We start from the raw sequence: 20103 nt of genomic DNA, 5'->3' as shown, positions 1-20103 counted from the left end.
GGAGGGGGCCTCCGCCGACCGGATCGCCCCCCGTGGGCCACACTACGTTCGTGCAGTTCGACGTGACGGTAGAAATCCCGAAGGGCCAGCGGAACAAGTACGAGCTGGACCATGAGACCGGACGCATCCGCTTGGACCGGATGCTCTTCACCTCCACCCGCTACCCGGCGGACTACGGCTACATCGAGAACACCCTGGGGCAGGACGGCGACCCGCTCGACGCCCTGGTGATCCTCGAGGAGCCGACGTTCCCCGGGTGCCTGGTCACCTGCCGGGCCATCGGCATGTTCCGCATGACCGACGAGGCCGGAGGGGACGACAAGGTGCTCTGCGTGCCGGCGACGGACCCGCGGGTGGCGCACCTCAAGGAGATCGAGGACGTGTCGGAGTTCGACCGCCTCGAGATCCAGCACTTCTTCGAGACCTACAAGGACCTGGAGCCGGGCAAGTCGGTCGAGGGCGCCGAGTGGGTCGGCCGCGACGCGGCCGAGGCCGAGATCCTGGCCTCGATCCAGCGCGCCAAGGACGAGTCCCCGCACCACTGACCCCGCCGGGCCTGCGGGCCGGGCGTCGGGCGCACCGACGGCGGCACACCCCACGGGGGCGTGCCGCCGTCAGCCGTTCCCGCGGAACGGTCGCGCGGCCTACGGTGCCGGCATGGCCGATGAGCAGAGCGGCGCCTACACCAGCCACCTGAGCATCTCCTTCGGCGACCCGCCCCCCGCGCCGTCCCCACCCTCGGCGACCGACGCCGACGACGAAGGCCTGCGCCGGCTGCGGCAGGACGTGGTCGAGCCGGTCGTCCGCAGCATCGTGCGGGACGACGAGCTCACCGCGATCCGCGTGTACCGGCAGGGCGCCGGGATCCCCGGCGACATCTGGGTCGACGTCGTCGCCGGTGGCGACTGTTTCGGCCTGCTGCTCAGCAGTGCGTCCTGGGAGGGCGAGCCGCGCTGGGGCGCCGACCGGCTGGCCGCGCGGCTCGCCGACGCCCTGGAGGACTGGGTGCCCGAGACGTCCTTCGCGTGGGGCCGGCTCCGCTCCGCCGACCCGCAGGCGTGGCGGGACCGGCCCGGGAACGGAACAGCGGACCCGTCGTCGTGACCGGGTCCGCTGGGATTCCGCGAGCCGCCTGTCGGAATCGAACCGACGACCTTCTCATTACGAGTGAGATGCTCTACCGACTGAGCTAAGGCGGCGAACTGCCCGCACAGCCTACGACACCGCCGGCGCGGCCTCGCGCAGGGGCAGCGGGTCTAGCTGGGCAGCCGCAGCGCCACGGTGAGCGCCTCCAGCGCCACCTGCGGCTTCACGTTCCGCTCCAGCGAGTGGCGGCAGGCGAGGATCGCGTCGATGCGGCGCAGCGCCCCTTCCGCCCCGATCCGGCGGGCGAGCTCCTCGGCGTCGGCTCGGCGGTCGGGGTGGTTCAGCTGCGGCGGTGCACCGGCGGCGGCGTCCAGCACGAGGGCGTCGCGGTACAGCCCGGCAAGGTCGACCAGCGCGCGGTCGAGGGAGTCGCGCCCGATCCGGGTGGCCCGGGACTTCTGCCGCCGCTCGAGCTCCTTGAGCTGGCCCGCGCCGCCCCGGGTGGCCGCCACGACCCCCGGGCCGCGCGCCCCCACGCCGAGGCTCGCCTTGAGCGCCTCGGTCTCGGAGCCGTCCAGCGCCTCGGTGGCCGCCTCGGTCTCCTCCTTCGCCGAGCCCACCAGGTCGTCGGCGGCGTCGAGGCAGGCGGCCAGGGAGACCAGCCGCAGCGGGACGTCGAGCACCGCCTTGCGGGCCAGCCGCGCGTCCTCGTCCCGGGCCAGCCGCCGGGCCCGGCCGACGTGGCCACCGGAGGCCGCCGCCGACCACGCGGCCAGCGCCGGGTCCACGCCGTCCCGGTGGACCAGCACGTCGGCGATCGCCTCCACCGGCGGCGTCCGCAGGCCGATCACCCGGCAGCGCGACCGGATGGTGACCGGGACGTCGTCGGGGTGCAGGCTGGGCGCGCAGAGCAGGAAGACCGTCCGCGGCGGTGGCTCCTCGATCATCTTGAGGATGGCGTTGGAGGCCGACTCGGTCATGCGGTCGGCGTCCTCCACCACCAGCACCTGCCAGCGCCCGCCCGACGGCGCCCGCCCGGCGACCCGGATGAGCCCACGGGCCTCCTCGGCACCGATGGACAGCCCGTCCGGCACGACGACGTGCACGTCGGCGTGGGTGCCGGCCAGCACGGTGCGGCACTCGTGGCAGGTGCCGTCTCCCCCGGCGGGGCACTGCAGTGCAGCGGCGAAGGCGCGGGCCGCCACCGACCGGCCCGAGCCGGGTGGGCCGGTGAACAGCCAGGCGTGCGTCATGGCCGCGGGGTCGGCGATCGCCGCCCGCAGGTCGGCCACGACCGCCGGCTGACCGACCAGCTGCGTCCAGACGCCCTCCGTGGGCGCCACCACCGGTGCGCTCACGGGTGCAGCTGGGTGGTCGCGCCGGTCTGGGCGTGGGGGTGGTGGGCGTGGGGGTGGTGGGCGACGGTCGTCACCGGTTCGCCGGCGTGCCGCAGCGGCGGCTCGACCCGCGGCTGGGGCACCGGCTCACCGAGGGTCTGCAGCGGCAGACCGGAGAGCAGCTCGGCCACCCGGACCCGGATGGCCGCGGCGATCTCGTCGGGCGAGCTGCGCGCGTCGAGCACCAGGTAGCGGTCCGGGTCGGCCTCGGCGAGCTCCTGGAAGGTCCGGCGCACCCGCTGGTGGAACTCCAGCGACTCGGACTCGAGACGGTCGGCCGTGGCGCGCCCGCGGGCCCGGGCCAGACCCACCTCGGGCGGCAGGTCGAGCAGCACGGTGAGGTCCGGCTCCATCCCCCCGGTCGCCCACCGCGAGAGCATCCGCACGTCGTCCAGCGGGATGGTGCGCCCGGCGCCCTGGTAGGCCAGCGAGCTGTCGACGAACCGGTCGGTGATCACGACCTCGCCGGCCTCCAGCGCGGGGCGGAGCACCTCGTGCACGTGCTGGGCCCGGTCCGCCGCGTAGAGCAGCGCCTCCGACCGCGGGGCTATCCCCACCTGCGCCTTGTCCAGCACGATCGAGCGGATCCCCGCCCCCGGTGGCGTCGCGCCGGGCTCGAAGGTCGCCCGGGCGACCAGCCCCTCCTGCGTCAGCCACTCCTGCAGGCGCCGGACCTGCGTCGACTTCCCGGCGCCCTCGCCGCCCTCGAAGGCGATGAGCACCCCGCCCCCGGCGAGCCGGCGGCGGGCGGTGTTGTCCCGGCGCAGCGCGGTCATGACGTCGGCCAGCAGCGGGACCGGGCGGCCGTCGTCCATCTGCCGGTAGGCCAGCAGGCCGACCCCGACGGCCAGCAGGCCGGCGACGAAGAGCATGACGCGGGCTCCGTCGAACGCCAGGGTGACCGGGCCGACGTCCAGGTCGTGCTGCCCGACCAGGCCGACGCCGAACGGCACCACGCCCAGCGAGAGGATCAGCGCAGCCCGCACCAGGGACTGCACGATGGCGAAGGTGCGGCCGCGGATCTCGTCCTCGACCTCCGTGCCGAGCAGGGTGAAGCCGGCCAGGTAGGCCATCCCGGCGAAGAAGCCCATCAGGACGACGAGCACCAGCGAGATCCACAGCGTGGGCGAGCCCGACAGCAGCAGGACCGCGGTGCCGGCGAAGACGATCGCCACCCCGAAGACCCGCTCGCGGGCGAGGTCGCGGGCGACGCTGGGCCCGACCGCGATGCCCAGGCCCAAGCCCACGAACACCGCGCCGAACAGCAGACCGTACGCGGCCTCGCCACCGCCCAGGGCCTCCACGTAGAACCGCCCGGTGGCGATGATCGCGCCGGCGGCCACGAAGGCGCCGGTGATGCCGACGACCAGCCCCCGGACCAGCGGGGTGTGCCCGGCGAAGGAGAACCCGTCCTTGAGCGAGCCGAGGAAGCTCTCCTGCTGGACCACGGTGCCGGCCGCCCGGCGGCCGCTGATCGAGGGCAGGTTCCAGATGACCACGGCGGCGACCAGGAAGGTCAGGGCGTTCACGTAGAGCGCGAGGTCCACCTCGTTGACCGAGGGGAACACCTGCTGCAGCTCCCCCCCGATGACGGCGAGGACCGAGAAGACGACGGCCGCGAGCACCGGCGTGAGGCCGTAGGTGGTGATGAGCGAGAGCTGGTTGGCCGGCTCGAGCTGGTCCTTGCGCAGCATGTTGGGGACCGCGGCGTCCTTCGCCGGGATCCAGAACAGGCTGAACGCCTCGATGACGAACTGGGCGATGAACAGCCACAGCAGGTTGTCGACGATCGGGATCGAGGCGAACAGGCCGAAGCGGAAGATGTCGGTGACGACCATGGTCTTGCGCCGGTCGAACCGGTCGGCGAAGGCCCCGGCCAGCGGACCGAGGACGATCGCCGGCAGCAGGCGGAACAGCAGCACCCCGCCGAGGGCGAAGTTGGACGCCGCGAAGCCGTCGACCATCGTCGTGGCCATCGCGGTGATCGCCAGCAGGCCCAGCCAGTCGCCGAAGCTGGACAGCGACATGGACAGCCAGAGCTTCCGGAAGTCGCGCACCCGCAGGACGGCGCGGATCTTGGCGACCGACCCGACGGCGCCCGAATCGCCGGACCCGCTGTCGCCGGCGGGCCGGCCGCCGTCGGACTGCGCGCCGTCGGACCCGTCCACGTCGGCCAGCGGCACCGCGACGTCCTCCGGCACGGGCGTGCCGGCCGGCGGCAGCCCGTCACCCGGAGCCGCACCGGCTCCGGCCGGTGCGGCGGTGCCCGTCTCGTCGGGCGGTGGTGCCGGTGCAGGCGGGTCGGCCGGAATGGCGAGCTCCCCAGGTCGTCGGGCGCCGGGACGGAGCCGGCCCCGGCGGGGTCACGCTACCGGGCTCCCGTGACGATTTCGCCGACTTGCCGCCCGGTCGGGGCAGGTCGGCGGTTCCGGTGCCGTTGCGGCGTGTCCCGAATAGGGTGGGCGCCGATGGCAGGCATGGAGCACCCGACGCGCACGACCGCCGGGAGTTCGCCCGGCCGTTGGCAGCCCGACACCTACCTCCGGTTCGCCGGGGAGCGGGGCCGCCCCTTCGCCGATCTGCTCGCCCGGGTGGGCGCGGAGTCGCCGGAGCAGGTGGTCGACCTCGGCTGCGGCACGGGTGCGCTCACCGCCTCCCTCGCCGAGCGCTGGCCGGCCGCCACCGTCACCGGCGTCGACTCCTCCCCCGAGATGCTCGCCGCGGCGGAGGTCTCCGCGCTCCCCGGGCGGGTGGGCTTCGAGGCCGGCGACGTCCGCGACTGGGCGCCCGCCGCGCCGGTCGACGTGCTGGTGAGCAACGCCGTCCTGCACTGGGTCCCCGGGCACGCCGGCCTCCTCGCCCGCTGGGCCGGGCACCTGGCCCCGGGCGGATGGCTGGCCGTGCAGGTGCCCGGCAACTTCCGCGCGCCCACCCACGCCCTGCTCGCGGAGCTGTGCCGGTCCCCCGAGTGGGCCGACCGGCTCGCCGACGTCGCACCGGCGCCGGACACGGTGCTCGAGCCCGCCGGGTACGCCGACGTGCTGTCGGCCGCGGGGCTGGGGCCCGACGTGTGGGAGACCACCTACCTGCACGTTCTCCGCGGGCCCGACCCGGTGCTCGCGTGGGTGCGCTCGACCGTCCTGCGGCCGGTGCTCGCCCGGCTCGACGGCGACGACGCGGACCGCTTCACCGCCGCCTACGCCACCGCGCTCCGGACCGCCTACCCCGCCCGCCCGGACGGCACCACCCTGCTGCCGTTCCGCCGGATCTTCGCCGTCGGTTCCCGCCCCTGACCCCCGGAGGTCCTGTGCTCACCCGGCTCCACCACGTGCTGGTCGCCTGCCCCGCCGGGAGCGAGGACGCCCTGCGGGCCTTCTACGGAGCGGTCCTCGGCATGACCGAGGTCGCGAAGCCGGCCGTGCTCGCGGCCCGCGGTGGGGTCTGGTTCCGGTCGGGACCGGTGGAGATCCACTGCGGCGTGGAGGCGGACTTCCGGCCGGCGCGCAAGGCGCACCCGGGCCTGCTCGCCGACGACCTGGACGGGTTGGCGGCGGCCTCCGACGCCGCCGGGCACCCGGTGGAGTGGGACCCCCACTTCCCCGGCCACCGGCGGCTGTACGTCTCAGACCCGGTGGGCAACCGGCTGGAGCTGCTCGAGCCGCTCAGCGCGGGGTGAGCCGGTAGGCGCAGGTGACGTACGGCAGCTCCAGCACCGGCCGGCCACGGGTGCCGGGGTGGGCGGCCAGCAGCTCCCGGACGGCGGCGAGGAAGGTCCGCCTCCGGGCCTCGTCCATGACGGCGACGTAGCTCCGGGTCCCGATGCCTGCGACCACCTCCTCGGGGGTCAGCCGCTGGACGATCCTCGACTCGGTGGTCGCGACGTCGGCGGGCAGCTCCGCCGCCAGGTCGGCGACCACACCCTGCTCGGCCTCGTGCCCGTGGGACACCTCGGCGATCAGCGCACCCAGGGCGCCGACCCAGGGCACCCGCTCGTCGCGGGTGTTCCAGATCAACCCGAGGTTCCCACCGGCGCGCAGGACACGGCGGATCTCGCGGGCGGCCGGCGCGGGGGCGAACCAGTGCGCAGCCTGCCCGGCGACGACGGCGTCGACTGCCGCGTCCGCGAGCGGGACGGCCTCGGCGGTCCCGACGGCGGTGCCGACGCCCGGCAGCCGGCGGGAGAGCTGGGCCAGCATCTCGGGCGAGGGGTCGACCGCCACGACCCGGTGGCCGGCGCCGGTCACGACCTCGGTCAGCAGCCCGGTGCCGGCCCCGAGGTCGAGGACGGTGCGCCGCCGGTCAGGCCCGGCCAGCAGGAAGTCGACCGCGTCCGGCGGGTAGGTCGGGCGCAGCACCGCGTAGCCCGCGGCGACCGGGCCGAACGACCGGGCACCGATCGGCCCGCCCTCGCGGCGCGCGCCCGCCACCGGTCAACCCCCGGAGGAGACCGGCTCGGCGGGCGCCGCCTTCTTCGTGGTGGCCGCCTTCTTGGTGGTCGCCTTCGCGGCGGTCGCCTTCTTGGCGGTGCCCTTCGCGGCGGTCGCCTTCTTCGCCGTCGTCTTCTTGGCGGCCTTCTTCTTGGTGACCGGCCCCCGCGCCCGTCGCTCGGCCAGCAGCTCCGCCGCCCGGTCGATGGTGATCGACTCGACCTCGTCGCCCTTGCGGAGGCTGGCGTTGGTCTCGCCGTCGGTGACGTACGGGCCGAACCGACCCTCGCGCACGGTGACCTGCCCCTGGGTGACCGGGTCGGGACCCAGCTCCTTGAGCGGGGCCTTCGCCGCCGCCCGCCCGCGCTGCTTGGGCTGGGCGAAGATCGCCAGCGCCTCCTCCAGCGTGACGGTGAACAGCCGGTCCTCGCTCTCCAGCGAGCGCGAGTCGGTGCCCTTCTTGAGGTAGGGGCCGTACCGGCCGTTGAGGGCCTGGATCTCCTCGCCCTCCGGTGCCGTGCCGACCGTGCGGGGCAGGGTCAGCAGCTTCAGCGCGTCCTCGAGGGTCACCGTCTCGGGCGTCATCGACTTGAACAGGCTCGCGGTGCGCGGCTGCTCCTTGCTGCCCTCGGGCACCAGCGTGGTGACGTACGGCCCGTACCGGCCGGCCTTCACCGCGACCGGGAACCCGGACTCCGGATCGGTGCCCAGCTCGCGGTCCGACGACGGCGCGTCGAGCAGCTCGGCGACCTTCTCGCTGGTCAGCTCGTCGGGGGCGATGTCCTCGGGGATGCTCACCCGGGCGCCGTCCTCGCCGCCGGCCTGCAGGTACGGCCCGTACCGGCCGACCCGGACGACGACCGGCTCGCCGTTGGGCGCGACCGCCCGCAGTGGGATGGAGTTGACGCCCCGGGCGTCGATCTCCTCCAGCCGCTGACCGATCACCGACTTGAGCCCACCGGAGGCCGCGATGCCACCGGCGTGCCGGCCCTCGCCGCCGAAGTAGAACTCGGTGAGCCAGTCGACCCGGCCGAGCTGCCCCGCGGCGATCTCGTCGAGCTCGTCCTCCAGCAGGGCGGTGAAGTCGTAGTCGACGAGCTGGCCGAAGTGCTGCTCGAGCAGGTTCACCACGGCGAAGGCGATGAAGGACGGCACGAGGGCCGAGCCCTTCTTCCACACGTAGCCGCGGTCCTGGATGGTCTGCATGATCGACGCGTACGTCGACGGCCGGCCGATCCGCAGCTCCTGGAGCCGGGCGGTGAGGCTGGGCTCGGTGTACCGCGCCGGCGGGGTGGTGGTGTGCCCCTTCGGCTCCAGCTCGCGGGTGTCCAGCCGCTGGCCCCGCTCGACGCGGGGCAGCCGGCGCTCGCTGTCGTCGGTCTCGGCGTCGTCGTTGCTCGCCCCTTCGTCCTTGCCCTCGACGTAGGCGCGGAGGAACCCGGGGAAGGTGATGGTCCGGCCGGAGGCGGTGAACTCCACCGTCTCCCCGGTGCTGGAGCTCCCCGCCAGCCGGATGCTCAGCGTCTTGCCCACGGCGTTGGCCATCTGCGAGGCGATCGTCCGCTGCCAGATGAGCTCGTAGAGCCGGAACTCGTCGCGGGCCAGCTGCCCGGCCAGCTGGCCGGGCGTGCGGAAGGAGTCACCGGCGGGGCGGATCGCCTCGTGCGCCTCCTGGGCGCCCTTGTCCTTGGTCGCGTACCGGCGGGGCTCGGCCGGCACGTAGGCGTCGCCGTAGAGCTCGGCGGCCTGCCGGCGCGCGGCGCTGATCGCCTCGTTGGACAGGTTGGTCGAGTCGGTCCGCATGTAGGTGATGTGGCCGTTCTCGTACAGCCGCTGGGCCACGCGCATGACCTGGGCCGACGACCAGCCGAACTTGCGGCCGGCCTCCATCTGCAGGCTCGAGGTGATGAAGGGCGCGTAGGGCTTGCGGGTGTAGTCCCGCTCGTCGACCCGGCTGACGGTGACCGGCCGGCCCTGCAGGCGGGCCGCGAGCCCGCGGGCGCCGGCCTCGTCCAGGTGGACGACGTTGCTGGTGACCGTGCCGGTGTCGGCGTCGAAGTCCTTGCCGGTGGCGACCCGGCTGTCGTCCACGGTCACCAGCCGGGCGCGCAGGGACGTCGGCTCCCCCGCGTCGGCCCCGGCGCTGCGCTCGGCGACCTCGAAGACGCCGTCCAGGCTCCAGTAGTCCGCGGCGGTGAAGCGCATCCGGGCCCGCTCGCGCTCGACCACGATCCGGGTGGCGACCGACTGGACCCGGCCGGCCGACAGCTTGGGGAGCACCTTCTTCCACAGCACCGGGGAGACCTCGTAGCCGTAGAGCCGGTCGAGGATGCGGCGGGTCTCCTGGGCGTCGACCAGGTCGGTGTCCAGCTCGCGGGGGTTGGCCACGGCGCGGGCGATCGCCTCGCGGGTGATCTCGTGGAACACCATCCGGCGGATCGGCACCTGCGGCTTGAGGGTGTCGATCAGGTGCCAGGCGATGGCCTCGCCCTCCCGGTCCTCATCAGTGGCGAGGTAGATCTCGCTGGCTTCCTTGACCAGCTGCTTCAACCGCGTCACCTGCTGCTTGCGGTCGGGGCTGACCACGTAGAGCGGGGAGAAGCCGTTGTCGACGTCGACGCCCAGCCGGGCCCAGGACTCGCCCTTGTGCGCGGCCGGCACGTCGGCGGCGTTGCGCGGCAGGTCGCGGATGTGCCCGACGCTGGCCTCCACGACGTACCCGCTGCCGAGGTAGCCGGCGATCTTGTTGGCCTTGGTCGGCGACTCCACGATGACCAGCGGCCTGCCGCCGGGCGCGGCGGAGCCCCGGCGGGCGGGGGTCTTCTTCCCGCCGTCGGTCGGGGGCGCGCTCTCGGTCTCGGTCTGCGTGGTCTTCGTGGGCACGGGACTCCTGTCGGTGCTGCTGAGGTGGTGCGGGTGCGGCACGCCGGCCGTCCGGCCGTCGTCCGGCGGGTGCCGGACGCCGGGCGCCACCGCGGAACGCCCCTCGGCGCGCCACGGTAAGCCACCCCGCGCTCCAGGCGCCGTGGCGACCTTCCGTGGGCGTGCCGTCACCCCACACAACGGAGATGCTGCTGCCCTGTTCCCGGGACGCAAGGGGCTGTCCCGCCAAGGGGGTGGTCCGGGGCGGGCGCCCGGTCAGGGAGCGCTGGTGGTCAGCCGGTCGCCGGTGGGCACGGCGTCGGCCCCGCCGACGACCACCGAGCGGCGCTTGGAGACCACCACCGCGGCGACCACGACCGCCACCGCCGCGAGGGCCACCAGCACGCGCAGCGTGGTGTTCGCGCCCTCGCCGACCGAGAGGCTGACGACGGCCGGGGCGATGATCAGCGCGACCAGGTTCATCACCTTGATCAGCGGGTTGATCGCCGGCCCGGCGGTGTCCTTGAACGGGTCGCCGACGGTGTCGCCGATGACGGTCGCGGCGTGGGCCTCGCTGCCCTTGCCGCCGTAGGCACCGTCCTCGACCATCTTCTTCGCGTTGTCCCAGGCGCCGCCGGAGTTCGACAGGAAGACGGCCATCAGCGTGCCTGCGGCGATGGCTCCGACCAGGTACGCCGCGAGCGGGCCGAAGCCCAGCCCGAACCCGACCGCGACCGGGGCGAGGACGGCGAGCAGGCCGGGGGTGGCCAGCTCGCGGAGCGAGTCCTTGGTGCAGATGTCGACGACGGCCCCGTAGTCGGGCTTCTCGCTGTAGTCCATGATCCCGGGCTTGGTGCGGAACTGCTCCCGGACCTCGAAGACCACCCGGCCGGCCGCCCGCGAGACGGCGCTGATCGCCAGGCCGGAGAAGAAGAACACGACCGCGGCGCCGATGATGGCGCCCACGACGTTGTTCGGGTTCACCAGGCTGAAGGCCTCCTGCAGCGTCGCACCGGCGGTGTCCCCGGCGTCCTCCAGTGCCAGCTCGAGCTGCGCGTTGTAGGACCCGAAGAGCGCCGTGGCCGCCAGCACCGCGGTCGCGATCGCGATGCCCTTGGTGATCGCCTTGGTGGTGTTGCCGACGGCGTCCAGGTCGGTGAGCACCCGGGCGCCCTCCTCGTCGATGTCGCCGGACATCTCCGCGATGCCCTGCGCGTTGTCGCTCACCGGGCCGAAGGTGTCCATGGCGACGATCACGCCGGCCGTGGTGAGCAGCCCGCACCCGGCCAGCGCCACGGCGTAGAGGGCCGCGGCACCCCCGATGAGGAAGGCCCCGTAGACCGCGCCGCCGATGAGCAGGGCGGCGTAGACGGCCGACTCCAGGCCCAGCGAGATGCCGGAGAGGATGACGGTGGCCGGCCCGGTCAGCGAGCTGCGGCCGATGTCCTTGACCGGTTTGCGGCTGGTCTCGGTGAAGTAGCCGGTGAGCTGCTGGATCGCCGCGGCGAGCACCACGCCGATGAGCACGGCGACGAAGCCCAGCACCTGGGGGCTGACCTCCATGTCGACGCCGCCGGAGATGCTCGGCAGGTAGATGAAGGACGCCGCCGCGACGAGCACGAGGGAGACCGCGGCGGAGGTGAAGAAGCCGCGGTTGATCGGCGCCATGCCGCTCGCGTCGGTCTTCGCGGGCCGGGTGGCGAGGACACCGACGATCGAGGCGATGACGCCGATCGCGGCGATCATCAGCGGGAAGACCATGCCGACCGAGCCGAAGAAGACCTGTCCCAGGATCAGCGCGGCGACCAGCGTGACGGCGTAGGACTCGAAGAGATCCGCGGCCATGCCCGCGCAGTCACCGACGTTGTCCCCCACGTTGTCGGCGATGGTGGCCGCGTTGCGGGGATCGTCCTCGGGGATGCCGGCCTCGACCTTGCCCACCAGGTCGGCGCCGACGTCGGCCGCCTTGGTGAAGATGCCGCCGCCGACGCGCATGAACATGGCCAGCAGCGCACCGCCGAACCCGAACCCCTCCAGCACGATCGGTGCGGTCTCGTCGAAGAGCAGCAGCACGAGCGCGGCACCGAAGAGGCCGAGGCCGATGGTGATCATCCCGACGACGCCACCGGTGCGGTACGCCGTCCGGAAGGAGGGCAGGTACCCGCCGGCGTTGGCGGCCGCGGCGACCCGGACGTTCGCGCGGGTGGCCAGGGTCATCCCGATGAAGCCGACCGCTGCCGAGAAGAGCGCGCCGACGAGGAAGAAGATCGCCCGCCCGATGCGGGTCTCCCAGCCACCGTCGGCGACCGGCAGCACGAGGAGGAGCAGGAAGACGACGACGGCGAAGAAGCCCAGCGTCCGGAACTGCCTGCGCAGGAAGGCCGCCGCACCCTCCTGGACCGCCAGCGCGATCTCGCGCATCCGCACCGTGCCCTGGTCGGCGGCCATCACGGCCTTGACCAGGTAGGCGGCGAAGGCCAGCGCGGCCAGCGAGATGACGAGGACGACGACGACCAGCGCCGTGTCACCGCCGGACAGCGAGCTCTCGGGCATGTGTTCTCCAGGCGTCGGCGGCCGCCCGGGAGGCGCCGTGCTCCCCGGATCGGTGGAGGTCGGCGTCCGGCACCAGCCGGCATCGGCCGGGGCACGAACGGCGTGAACTGTAAGGCAGATCACACCGGCTGTGACCCTCTCCGCTCGCGCCGCGACCGGGAGCCCAGCGGCCGCCGTGCGCTCGGCCGACGTCGCCTTGCGCGCAGGTGTGACAGTGGAGAGGTGACCGAGCTCCACCCGGTCCGGTCGGCTCCCCCTCCCGGCCTGGACGACGTCCCCGGGGGGAGCGCGTCCCAGCAGGCCGTGCCGCCCGGGGGTGAGCTGCTCGCCGCCGTCCTCACCGGGACGCCGGAGGAGGAACAGCCGGTCACGCACGTGCACCACGTCCCGGTGCGGGAGAGCCGGACGGCGGGCTGGCCGGCGTGGACCGACACCGGGCTGCGCGGCCGGCTCGAGGCCGGCGGCGTCCGGTCGCTCTACGCGCACCAGGTCGCCGCCGCGGAGCTGGCGCGGGCCGGGCGGCACGTGGTGGTGGCCACGGGCACGGCCTCGGGCAAGTCGCTGGCCTACCAGCTGCCGGCGCTGACGACGCTGGCCGAGGACCCGCGCGCCTGCGTGCTCTACCTGGCCCCGACCAAGGCGCTGGCGCGCGACCAGCTGGCCTCGGTGGCGGCGCTGGCCGACCCCTCGGTGCGGCCGGCGGCCTACGACGGCGACACCCCGGCCGAGGAGCGCGACTGGGTGCGGCGGCACTCCCGGTGGATCGTGACCAACCCCGACATGCTGCACCGCGGGATCCTGCCGGCCCACCAGCGCTGGTCGAGCACGCTGCGGCGGGTGGCCTACGTGGTCATCGACGAGTGCCACTCCTACCGCGGCGTCTTCGGCTCCCACGTGGGCCACGTGCTGCGGAGGCTGCGGCGGATCTGCCGGCGGTACGGCGCCGATCCGGTGTTCGTCCTGGCCTCGGCCACGGTGGCCGACCCGGCGGCCGCGGCGACCCGGCTGGTCGGCGAGGACGTCGTCGCGGTCACCGACGACGGCTCCCCACGGCCGGGGGCCACCTTCGCCCTGTGGGAGCCGCCGCTGACCGAGCGCACCGGCGAGCACGGGGCGCCGCTGCGCCGGTCGGCCGCCGCGGACGCCGCCGGCCTGCTCGCCGACCTCGTCGAGCGTGGCGCGCGGACCCTGGCGTTCGTGCGATCCCGGCGCAGCGCGGAGTCGGTGGCCGAGCAGGCCAGGAGGATCCTGCGCGACCGCGGCCGGGGCGACCTGGTGCGCCGGGTCGACTCCTACCGCGGTGGCTACCTGCCCGAGGAGCGGCGCGAACTGGAACGGGCGCTGTCCTCCGGCGACCTGCTCGGGGTCGCCACCACCAACGCCCTCGAGCTGGGCATCGACATCGCCGGCCTGGACGCGGTCGTGCTCGCCGGGTACCCCGGCACGCTGGCCTCGCTGTGGCAGCAGGCCGGCCGCGCCGGCCGGGCGCAGCGCGAGTCGCTGGTCGTCTTCGTCGCCCGCGACGACCCGCTGGACCACTACCTGGCGCACCACCCGCGGGCGGTCTTCGGCCGCCCGGTCGAGGCCACCGTCACCGACCCGGCCAACCCCTACGTGCTCGGCCCGCAGCTGTGCTGCGCCGCGGCGGAGCTGCCCCTGGTGCCCGCGGACCTGCCGGACTTCGGCGGGCCGGTGGCCGAGGCGCAGCTCGCGGAGCTGGTGGCCGCGGGGCAGCTGCGCCGCCGGCCGGCGGGCTGGTACTGGGCGGGCCGGGGGCGGCCGGACGTCGACATCCGCGGCTCGGGCGACGAGCCGGTCGCGATCATCGAGGCGGGTACCGGGCGGCTGCTCGGCACCGTCGACGGCGGCGCCGCCCACGCGACCGTGCACGAGGGCGCGCTCTACGTGCACCGCGGGGAGACCTTCGTGGTCGAGGAGTACGCCGTCGAGGACGCCTGCGCGGCGGTGCGCCCGGAGAGCCCCGACTGGACGACGGTGGCGCGCGACGTCACCGACCTGGCGATCGCGGGCATCGAGCAGACCCGGCGGCTGGGCCCGGTGACCGCGCACACCGGCGTCGTCGACGTGACCAACCAGGTGGTGGCCTACCAGCGGCGCCGGCTGGGCACCGGCGAGGTGCTGGCCGAGTTCCCGCTCGACCTCCCTGCCCGCCAGCTGCGCACCAAGGCGGTGTGGCTGACGCTGGACACCCGCGCCGTGCAGCGGGCGGAGGTGGACGATGCCGCGCTGCCGGGCTCGCTGCACGCCGCCGAGCACGCGGCGATCGGCATCCTGCCGCTGCTGGCCACCTGCGACCGCTGGGACCTCGGCGGGCTGTCGACCGCGGTGCACCCCGACACGGGGACGGCGGCGATCTTCGTCTACGACGGGCACCCCGGCGGCGCCGGGTTCGCCGAGCGCGGGTACGCCGCGCTGCGCCGCTGGCTGACCGCGACGCGGGCGACGGTGGCCAGCTGCGAGTGCGAGAGCGGCTGCCCCTCGTGCGTCCAGTCGCCCAAGTGCGGCAACGGCAACGACCCGCTGGACAAGGCCGGGGCGGTGCGGGTGCTCGACGTCGTGCTGGACGAGCTGGCCGCCGCCGAGGAGCGCGGGGAGACCGGTCCGGCCGACGGCTCCGCCGACCCGGACGACGCCGACGAGGCCGACGACGCCGTCCGGACGGGCGGGCCGGCCGCCACGGAGCCCGACCTGGTCTTCTGACCGGCCCACCTCAGGCTCCCGGAGCGGGAGCCGGGCCGGCGCGGGCCCGGCCGTGCGCGGTATGCACGCCGAGCCGGCCCAGCCGCACGGGGACCTCCACCGTGACGTCGACGACGGACCCCTCCCCCACGGCGCAGCCGGTCAGCTCCGCGCCGTTGGCGGTGGCGGTCTCGGCCGCGACCGCGCAGGCGGCGGGATCACCCAGCACGGCCCGCCCGGCGGCGGCGAGCGCGGCGAGGTCGGCGGCCCCGGCGGCGCGGTGCCGGGCCACCGCGGCCGCGCCGGCCAGCACCCCGGCCGCCGCGACCAGCGCGAGCACGGCGGAGAGCGCCAGCACCCACACCGTCGCCGAGCCGCGCTCGTCCCGCTCGCCGCTCACCCGCCGGCTCCCGCGCCGGGCTCCAGGCGGGCGACCGCACCGGCGGATACGGTGACCCGCCACGGCAGCGGCCCCAGCGGAGCCACCTCCCCGGTCACCCGGACCCGCACCTCCTCGCCCTGCACGGTCACCGAGCTCCGCGCCCCGTCGGGCGCGGCGCGCTCCGCCCACCCGGCCACCACCGCCACCGGCTCCCCGCGCGCCGCCGCCCGGGCGCCCTCGGCGGCCGCGTCCACGCAGCGCAGCTGCGCGCCCACCACCGTGACGGCGGCGACCGCGCCGGCCAGGACCAGCAGCAGCACCGGGAGGACGACCGCGGTCTCGGCGGTGACCATGCCCGCCTCCCCCCGCCCCGTGCCCCGTCCCGAGCCCCGGAACCGCCGCACGGCTCAGGACAGCGTCGCGAGCGCGGTGTCGACCAGGTCGGTGAGCCCGGAGACGATCGAGTCGCCGGTGACCACCCGGTAGAGCACCGCGGCGAAGGCGCAGGCGGCCACGGTGCCGACCGCGTACTCGGCGGTGCTCATCCCCGCCTCCGCGGTCGCCCGGAGGCGGGCCCAGCGCCGGGCGAGGAACCCGCGGGCGGGCGCGGGCGGGCCGGCGGGGGCGGAGTCGGCGAGGGCGGAGTCGGCGAGGGCTGGATCGGTGGGGGCGGTATCGGCGGTGGGCTGCGGTGCGGACACGGGGTTCCTCCTCGGACGGGGCCCCGGCGGGGCCGACCTCCTGAGCCTCGGGGTACGGCGGCGCCTGGCCGAGGGCCGCCGGGGATCTGTGGACGACGGGGCGGGCTGGGGACCGAGCCGGCCGAGGAGGGAGCGGGCCGGAGGCGCTCAGCCGAAGACGTCCCCGGCGATCCCGAGCACCAGCGGCGCGACGCCGAGGCACACGAACGCCGGCAGGAAGCAGACGCCGAGCGGCGCCAGCACCCAGACCGCGCCCCGCTGCACCGCCGCCTCGGCGTCGGCCCGGTCGGCCGACCGGCTCTCCGCGGCCAGCGTGCGCAGCGCCGGCGCGGCGGCCACCCCCGACTCCCCCGCCCGCACCAGCGCCCGGCCCAGGGGCGCCAGCTCGGCGGGCACCTCCGCCCACGCCCGCCGCGGGTCCGCGCCCAGCCGCAGCAGCGCGGCCACCCCGCGCAGCCGCGACCCCAGGGGCGCCGGCACGGCGTCGCCCACGGCAGCGAGCGCACCGGCGACCGGCAGCCCCGCGGCCAGGCAGACGGCGAGCAGCTCGCAGGCGCCCGGCAGGTCACGGGCCAGCGCCGCCCGCGCGGCGGCGTCCTCGTCCGGGACGGCGGCGCGCAGCAGGCGGTCCGCCCCGCCGGCGACCGCGAGCGCGGCTCCCACGCCGAGCACGCCGCCGAGCAGGAGACCGGCCGACAGCCCCGCGGCGCCGGCCAGCAGCCACCGGTTCCGCGCCGGCCGCGGGACCTCCGGCGCCCGGCGGGCGGCACCGCCCGGGCGGCGCAGCCCGCGCGCCCGCAGCGCCGGGACGGCCGTCGACGGCACGGCGACGGCGCACGCTGCGGCCAGCAGCAGGACCGGCAGCCAGGCACCGTCCCTCACCGGCCGATCCTCGCGACCAGCCGGCCGGTCCACGCGATGCCGGCGATCTCCAGGGCAACCCCGGCGACGAGCAGCACCTGGCCGGGACCGGTCGCGGTCAGCACGTGCCACGGATCGGCGCCGACGCCGCTGCCCATCGCCAGCCCCAGCAGCGGCAACCCGGCCAGCAGCCGGGCGCTGGCGCGCGGGCCGGCGGTCGCGACGCGCAGCGCCTGACGGCGGCGCAGCCGCGCCCGCAGGTCGTCCTCGACCGCTGTGACCACCGTGGCCAGCGAGCACCCGGTGCGGGTGCTGAGCCGGACGGCGGCCGACACCCGGGCGAGCTCGACGGCGAGGCCGGCGCCGGCCGGGAGCTTCCCGGGCGCCCCGGAGGTCCGCAGCGCCCGCGCGAGCGCGGCCCCCGCCTCCGGGTCGGGGCAGGCGGCGGCCGCCCCGCGCGCCGCGTCCTCCGGGAGCCGGCCGGCGCGCAGCTCGGCCGCGAGCGCGCCCAGCGCCTCGGCGAGGACGGCCAGCCGCCCCTCGGCGGCGGATGCGGCCCGACGGGCTTCCCAGCCGCGTGCGGCCAGGGCCGCGCCGCCGCCGGCGAGCAGCGCCACCAGCGGCGTGCTGAGCACGGCGGCGAGCCCCGCCGCCCCGGCTCCGGCCACCACGGGCAGCGGCACCGGACGCCGCGCCGCCCCGCCGCCGGTCGCGGCGACCGCCCGCACCCGCCGCCGGAGCCCGGCGCGTCCGTCGGGCCAGACCGCGACGGCGGCGGCCACCGCGAGCAGGGCCCCGGTCACCGGCCGGCCAGCAACTGCCGGAGCGCATCGCCGCCCGGGCACGGCCCACCGTCGTCCCGCCAGCCGGGCTCGACGGTCACCAGGTCCCCCGTCCGGCGGACCACACCCAGTTCGGCCACCCGCCGGCCGGACCGGCCGCGGCGCACGTGCACCACCACGTCCAGCGCCGCGGCCGCCTGGCTGTGCACCGCGACGCGGCCCAGGCCGGCGGCGACCCCGAGCGCCTCCAGGCGCGCCGGCACCTCCGCGGACCGGTTGGCGTGCAGGGTGCCGCAGCCGCCGTCGTGCCCGGTGTTGAGCGCGGCCAGCAGGTCGACCACCTCGGCGCCGCGCACCTCGCCGACGACCAGCCGGTCCGGGCGCATCCGCAGCGCCTGCCGCACCAGGTCCCGCAGCCCGACCGCGCCGGCGCCCTCGACGTTCGGCGGCCGGGTGAGCAGCCGCACCACGTGCGGGTGGTCCGGCGCCAGCTCGGCGGCGTCCTCGCAGAGCACCAGCCGCTCGACCGGGTCGACCTCGCCCAGCAGCGCGGCGAGCAGGGTGGTCTTCCCCGAACCGGTGCCCCCGGTCACCAGGAACGCCAGCCGCCGGGCCAGGACCGCCCGCAGCAGCTCGCCGCTCTCCCCGGGCAGCGCGCCCCGCTGCTCGAGCTCGGCCAGCGACTGCGCGCGCCGGCGCAGCACGCGCAGCGACAGGCAGGTGCCGCCCCCCGACACCGGCGGGAGGACCGCGTGCAGGCGCGTGCCGTCGGGGAGGCCGACGTCCACCCACGGCGCGGCGTCGTCGAGCCGGCGGCCCACGGACGCCGCCAGCCGCACCGCGAGCCGGCGCACGGCGTCGTCGTCGGCGAACCGCACGCCGGGAGCCCGCTCGAGGCCGGCACCGCGGTCCAGCCACACCTCGTCGGGGCCGTTGACCAGCACGTCGGTGACGCCGGGCAGGCCCAGGAGCGGCTCCAGCGGACCGGCGCCGGCCAGCTCGTGGACGGCCTCGCGCGCCGCGAGCAGGACGTCGTCGTCGGCCAGGAGGCCGCCGCTCTCCTGGCGCACCAGGGCCGCGACGCCGGCCCGGGAGGGCGGCTGCTCCTCGACGGCCAGCCGGGCGCGGACCCGGTCCAGCAGGGACGGCGCGCTCACCGGTGCTCCTCCCCGGGGATCAGGGCCAGCACCTGCCGGGCCAGGGCGCCGACGGGCGACCGCACCGACGCGCCCGGCGGCTCCCCGCGCTCGGCGCGGGCCACGGCGCCGCGGTCGTGCGGCAGCTCGCCGAACACCGGGCGCCCGACGACCTCCTCGACGTCCTCGGACCGCAGCCCACCGGGGACCGAGCGCACCACCAGCCGGGCCGCCGACCAGGGCGAGCCGTCGGCCACCAGCAGCCGCGCGGCGGTCGCGGCGCGCAGCCGGGCGGGCACCACCAGCACCGCCACGTCGGCGTCGGCGAGGACCGCCTGCGGGCCGGGGGCGACCCCGGCCGGCCCCGGCCGGGGCAGGTCGGCGACGACCGGCCGGCCGGTGGCCCGCGCCGCGTCCACCGCGGCCGTCAGCGCCTCCTCGGGTACCGCGGTCGCCGGCTCCCGGCCGGCGGAGAGCAGGTGCACCGCGTCGACCTCGGGGAGCGCGGCGAGCAGCGCATCCCCCGCGACGCGGCCGCGCAGGCCGGTCAGCTCCGGCCAGCGCAGCCCCTCGGCGCGCTCGGCGCCGAGCAGCAGGTCCAGGCCACCGCCCCACGCGTCGCCGTCGACCAGCACCGCTCCGGAGGGCGCGGCGAGCGCGACCGCCGCGGCCACGGTGCTCGCCCCCGCACCGCCGCAGGCGCCGCCCACGGCGAGCAGCGGCCCCCGGGCCACCGGCGCGCGCACGGCAGCCGCGGCGCGGGTGAGCAGCCACGTCTCGTCACCGGGGAGCACCGCCACCCGCTCGGCCCCGACCTCGACCGCCGCCGCCCACTCGGCCGGGGGCAGCTCCCCGGCGGCCACGACCACCAGCCCCGGCCGGCGGGGCAGCGTGCGCACCGCACCGGCGACGAGGGCGTCGGCGCCCAGCAGCACCAGCGGCGCCTCCCGGTGGGCCCGCCGCAGGGCCGGGCCACCGGTGGCCAGCTCGGGCTCGGCACCGGCCGCCGCGAGCAGGCGGAGCAGCTCGTCGAGCAGCCGCTCGTCGGTGCTGACGACGAGCGGGCGGGGCGGCCGGGACGACGGCGGAGGCGGAGACACGCGACCGACCCCACCGGAGCCTGGGCAGACAGTGCCAGAACGACGGCCGAACTGTGGATGACCCCATCGGGTGTGGACGGTGTGCGGAACCGATCACACCCCGCCGATCCCCCTAC

17 protein-coding genes and 1 tRNA gene are annotated in these 20103 nt (G+C 76.3%); 5 read left to right on the top strand and 13 right to left on the bottom strand.

The features are described 5' to 3' along the window. The first annotated feature begins 50 nt into the window (after nt 1-50). Both BD833_RS18035 and BD833_RS18030 read left to right on the top strand, forming a co-directional pair. Nucleotides 51-545, top strand: coding sequence for an inorganic diphosphatase (locus BD833_RS18035; protein WP_166534535.1), 495 nt, complete (start codon nt 51-53; stop codon nt 543-545). A 112-nt stretch (nt 546-657) separates the two neighbouring features. Further along, on the top strand, nt 658-1104 hold the full coding sequence (locus tag BD833_RS18030) for a hypothetical protein (RefSeq protein WP_166534534.1): 447 nt from the start codon (nt 658-660) through the stop codon (nt 1102-1104). Nucleotides 1105-1126: 22 nt separating this feature from the next. Here BD833_RS18030 and BD833_RS18025 read toward each other — a convergent pair. From BD833_RS18025 to tmk, 3 genes are all read right to left on the bottom strand, one after another. Beyond that, a tRNA-Thr gene (locus tag BD833_RS18025) sits at nt 1127-1199 on the bottom strand. Nucleotides 1200-1256: 57 nt separating this feature from the next. Next, nucleotides 1257-2444, bottom strand: coding sequence for a DNA polymerase III subunit delta' (locus BD833_RS18020; protein WP_166534533.1), 1188 nt, complete (start codon nt 2442-2444; stop codon nt 1257-1259). Beyond that, on the bottom strand, nt 2441-4666 hold the full coding sequence (gene tmk / locus BD833_RS18015; protein ID WP_243737777.1) for a dTMP kinase: 2226 nt from the start codon (nt 4664-4666) through the stop codon (nt 2441-2443). The genes BD833_RS18020 and tmk overlap by 4 nt, the downstream gene beginning before the upstream one ends. Nucleotides 4667-4951: 285 nt before the next feature. Between tmk and BD833_RS18010 the strand changes: the two genes are divergently transcribed. Both BD833_RS18010 and BD833_RS18005 read left to right on the top strand, forming a co-directional pair. Then, complete coding sequence (locus tag BD833_RS18010) at nt 4952-5776, top strand: trans-aconitate 2-methyltransferase (RefSeq protein WP_243737776.1); 825 nt, start codon at nt 4952-4954, stop codon at nt 5774-5776. Nucleotides 5777-5790: 14 nt separating this feature from the next. Further along, on the top strand, nt 5791-6159 hold the full coding sequence (locus tag BD833_RS18005) for a VOC family protein (protein WP_166534532.1): 369 nt from the start codon (nt 5791-5793) through the stop codon (nt 6157-6159). Here BD833_RS18005 and BD833_RS18000 read toward each other — a convergent pair. The 3 genes from BD833_RS18000 to BD833_RS17990 all read right to left on the bottom strand — a co-directional run bounded on the left by BD833_RS18000 (nt 6146) and on the right by BD833_RS17990 (nt 12325). Next, a complete protein-coding gene (locus tag BD833_RS18000; protein WP_243737775.1) occupies nt 6146-6910 on the bottom strand; it encodes a class I SAM-dependent methyltransferase in 765 nt (254 codons plus the stop codon). The two genes, BD833_RS18005 and BD833_RS18000, sit on opposite strands and share 14 nt — an antisense overlap. A 3-nt stretch (nt 6911-6913) precedes the next feature. Continuing rightward, on the bottom strand, nt 6914-9793 hold the full coding sequence (gene topA, locus BD833_RS17995) for a type I DNA topoisomerase (protein ID WP_166534531.1): 2880 nt from the start codon (nt 9791-9793) through the stop codon (nt 6914-6916). Between the two features lie 255 nt (nt 9794-10048). Then, nucleotides 10049-12325 carry a sodium-translocating pyrophosphatase gene (locus BD833_RS17990; protein WP_166534530.1) on the bottom strand — a complete coding sequence of 759 codons (2277 nt, stop codon included), beginning with the start codon at nt 12323-12325 and terminating at the stop codon, nt 10049-10051. A 222-nt stretch (nt 12326-12547) separates the two neighbouring features. On the opposite strand from BD833_RS17990, the gene BD833_RS17985 reads away from it, so the two are divergent. Continuing rightward, on the top strand, nt 12548-15046 hold the full coding sequence (locus tag BD833_RS17985; protein ID WP_166534529.1) for a DEAD/DEAH box helicase: 2499 nt from the start codon (nt 12548-12550) through the stop codon (nt 15044-15046). Nucleotides 15047-15056: 10 nt separating this feature from the next. On the opposite strand, the gene BD833_RS17980 is transcribed toward BD833_RS17985, so the two are convergent. The 7 genes from BD833_RS17980 to ssd form a co-directional block, all read right to left on the bottom strand. Next, the gene (locus BD833_RS17980) at nt 15057-15425 is read right to left on the bottom strand and encodes an Rv3654c family TadE-like protein (RefSeq protein ID WP_166534528.1); all 369 of its coding nucleotides are present in this window, start codon (nt 15423-15425) and stop codon (nt 15057-15059) included. Next, nucleotides 15422-15760 (bottom strand): TadE family type IV pilus minor pilin, encoded by a 339-nt coding sequence (locus BD833_RS17975; protein ID WP_166534527.1) that lies wholly within the window; start codon nt 15758-15760, stop codon nt 15422-15424. The genes BD833_RS17980 and BD833_RS17975 overlap by 4 nt, the downstream gene beginning before the upstream one ends. Nucleotides 15761-15814: 54 nt before the next feature. Continuing rightward, the gene (locus tag BD833_RS23080; protein WP_243737774.1) at nt 15815-16108 is read right to left on the bottom strand and encodes a DUF4244 domain-containing protein; all 294 of its coding nucleotides are present in this window, start codon (nt 16106-16108) and stop codon (nt 15815-15817) included. A 147-nt stretch (nt 16109-16255) separates the two neighbouring features. Beyond that, the gene (locus tag BD833_RS17965) at nt 16256-16990 is read right to left on the bottom strand and encodes a type II secretion system F family protein (RefSeq protein WP_243737773.1); all 735 of its coding nucleotides are present in this window, start codon (nt 16988-16990) and stop codon (nt 16256-16258) included. Beyond that, a complete protein-coding gene (locus BD833_RS17960; protein ID WP_166534526.1) occupies nt 16987-17772 on the bottom strand; it encodes a pilus assembly protein TadB in 786 nt (261 codons plus the stop codon). Before BD833_RS17960 ends, BD833_RS17965 begins: the two co-directional genes overlap by 4 nt. After that, entirely contained in the window at nt 17769-18908 is a 1140-nt protein-coding gene (locus tag BD833_RS17955; RefSeq protein WP_166534525.1) for a TadA family conjugal transfer-associated ATPase, read from the bottom strand. Before BD833_RS17955 ends, BD833_RS17960 begins: the two co-directional genes overlap by 4 nt. Beyond that, entirely contained in the window at nt 18905-19987 is a 1083-nt protein-coding gene (gene ssd, locus BD833_RS17950; protein ID WP_166534524.1) for a septum site-determining protein Ssd, read from the bottom strand. Before ssd ends, BD833_RS17955 begins: the two co-directional genes overlap by 4 nt. Nucleotides 19988-20103 lie beyond the last annotated feature (116 nt).

It is taken from the genome of Blastococcus xanthinilyticus (assembly GCF_008124835.1).
GTDB classification, from domain to species: Bacteria; Actinomycetota; Actinomycetes; order Mycobacteriales; family Geodermatophilaceae; genus Blastococcus; species Blastococcus xanthinilyticus.
Note: the sequence above shows the minus strand (reverse complement) of the source record. Positions and strands in the feature narration are given on the sequence as shown.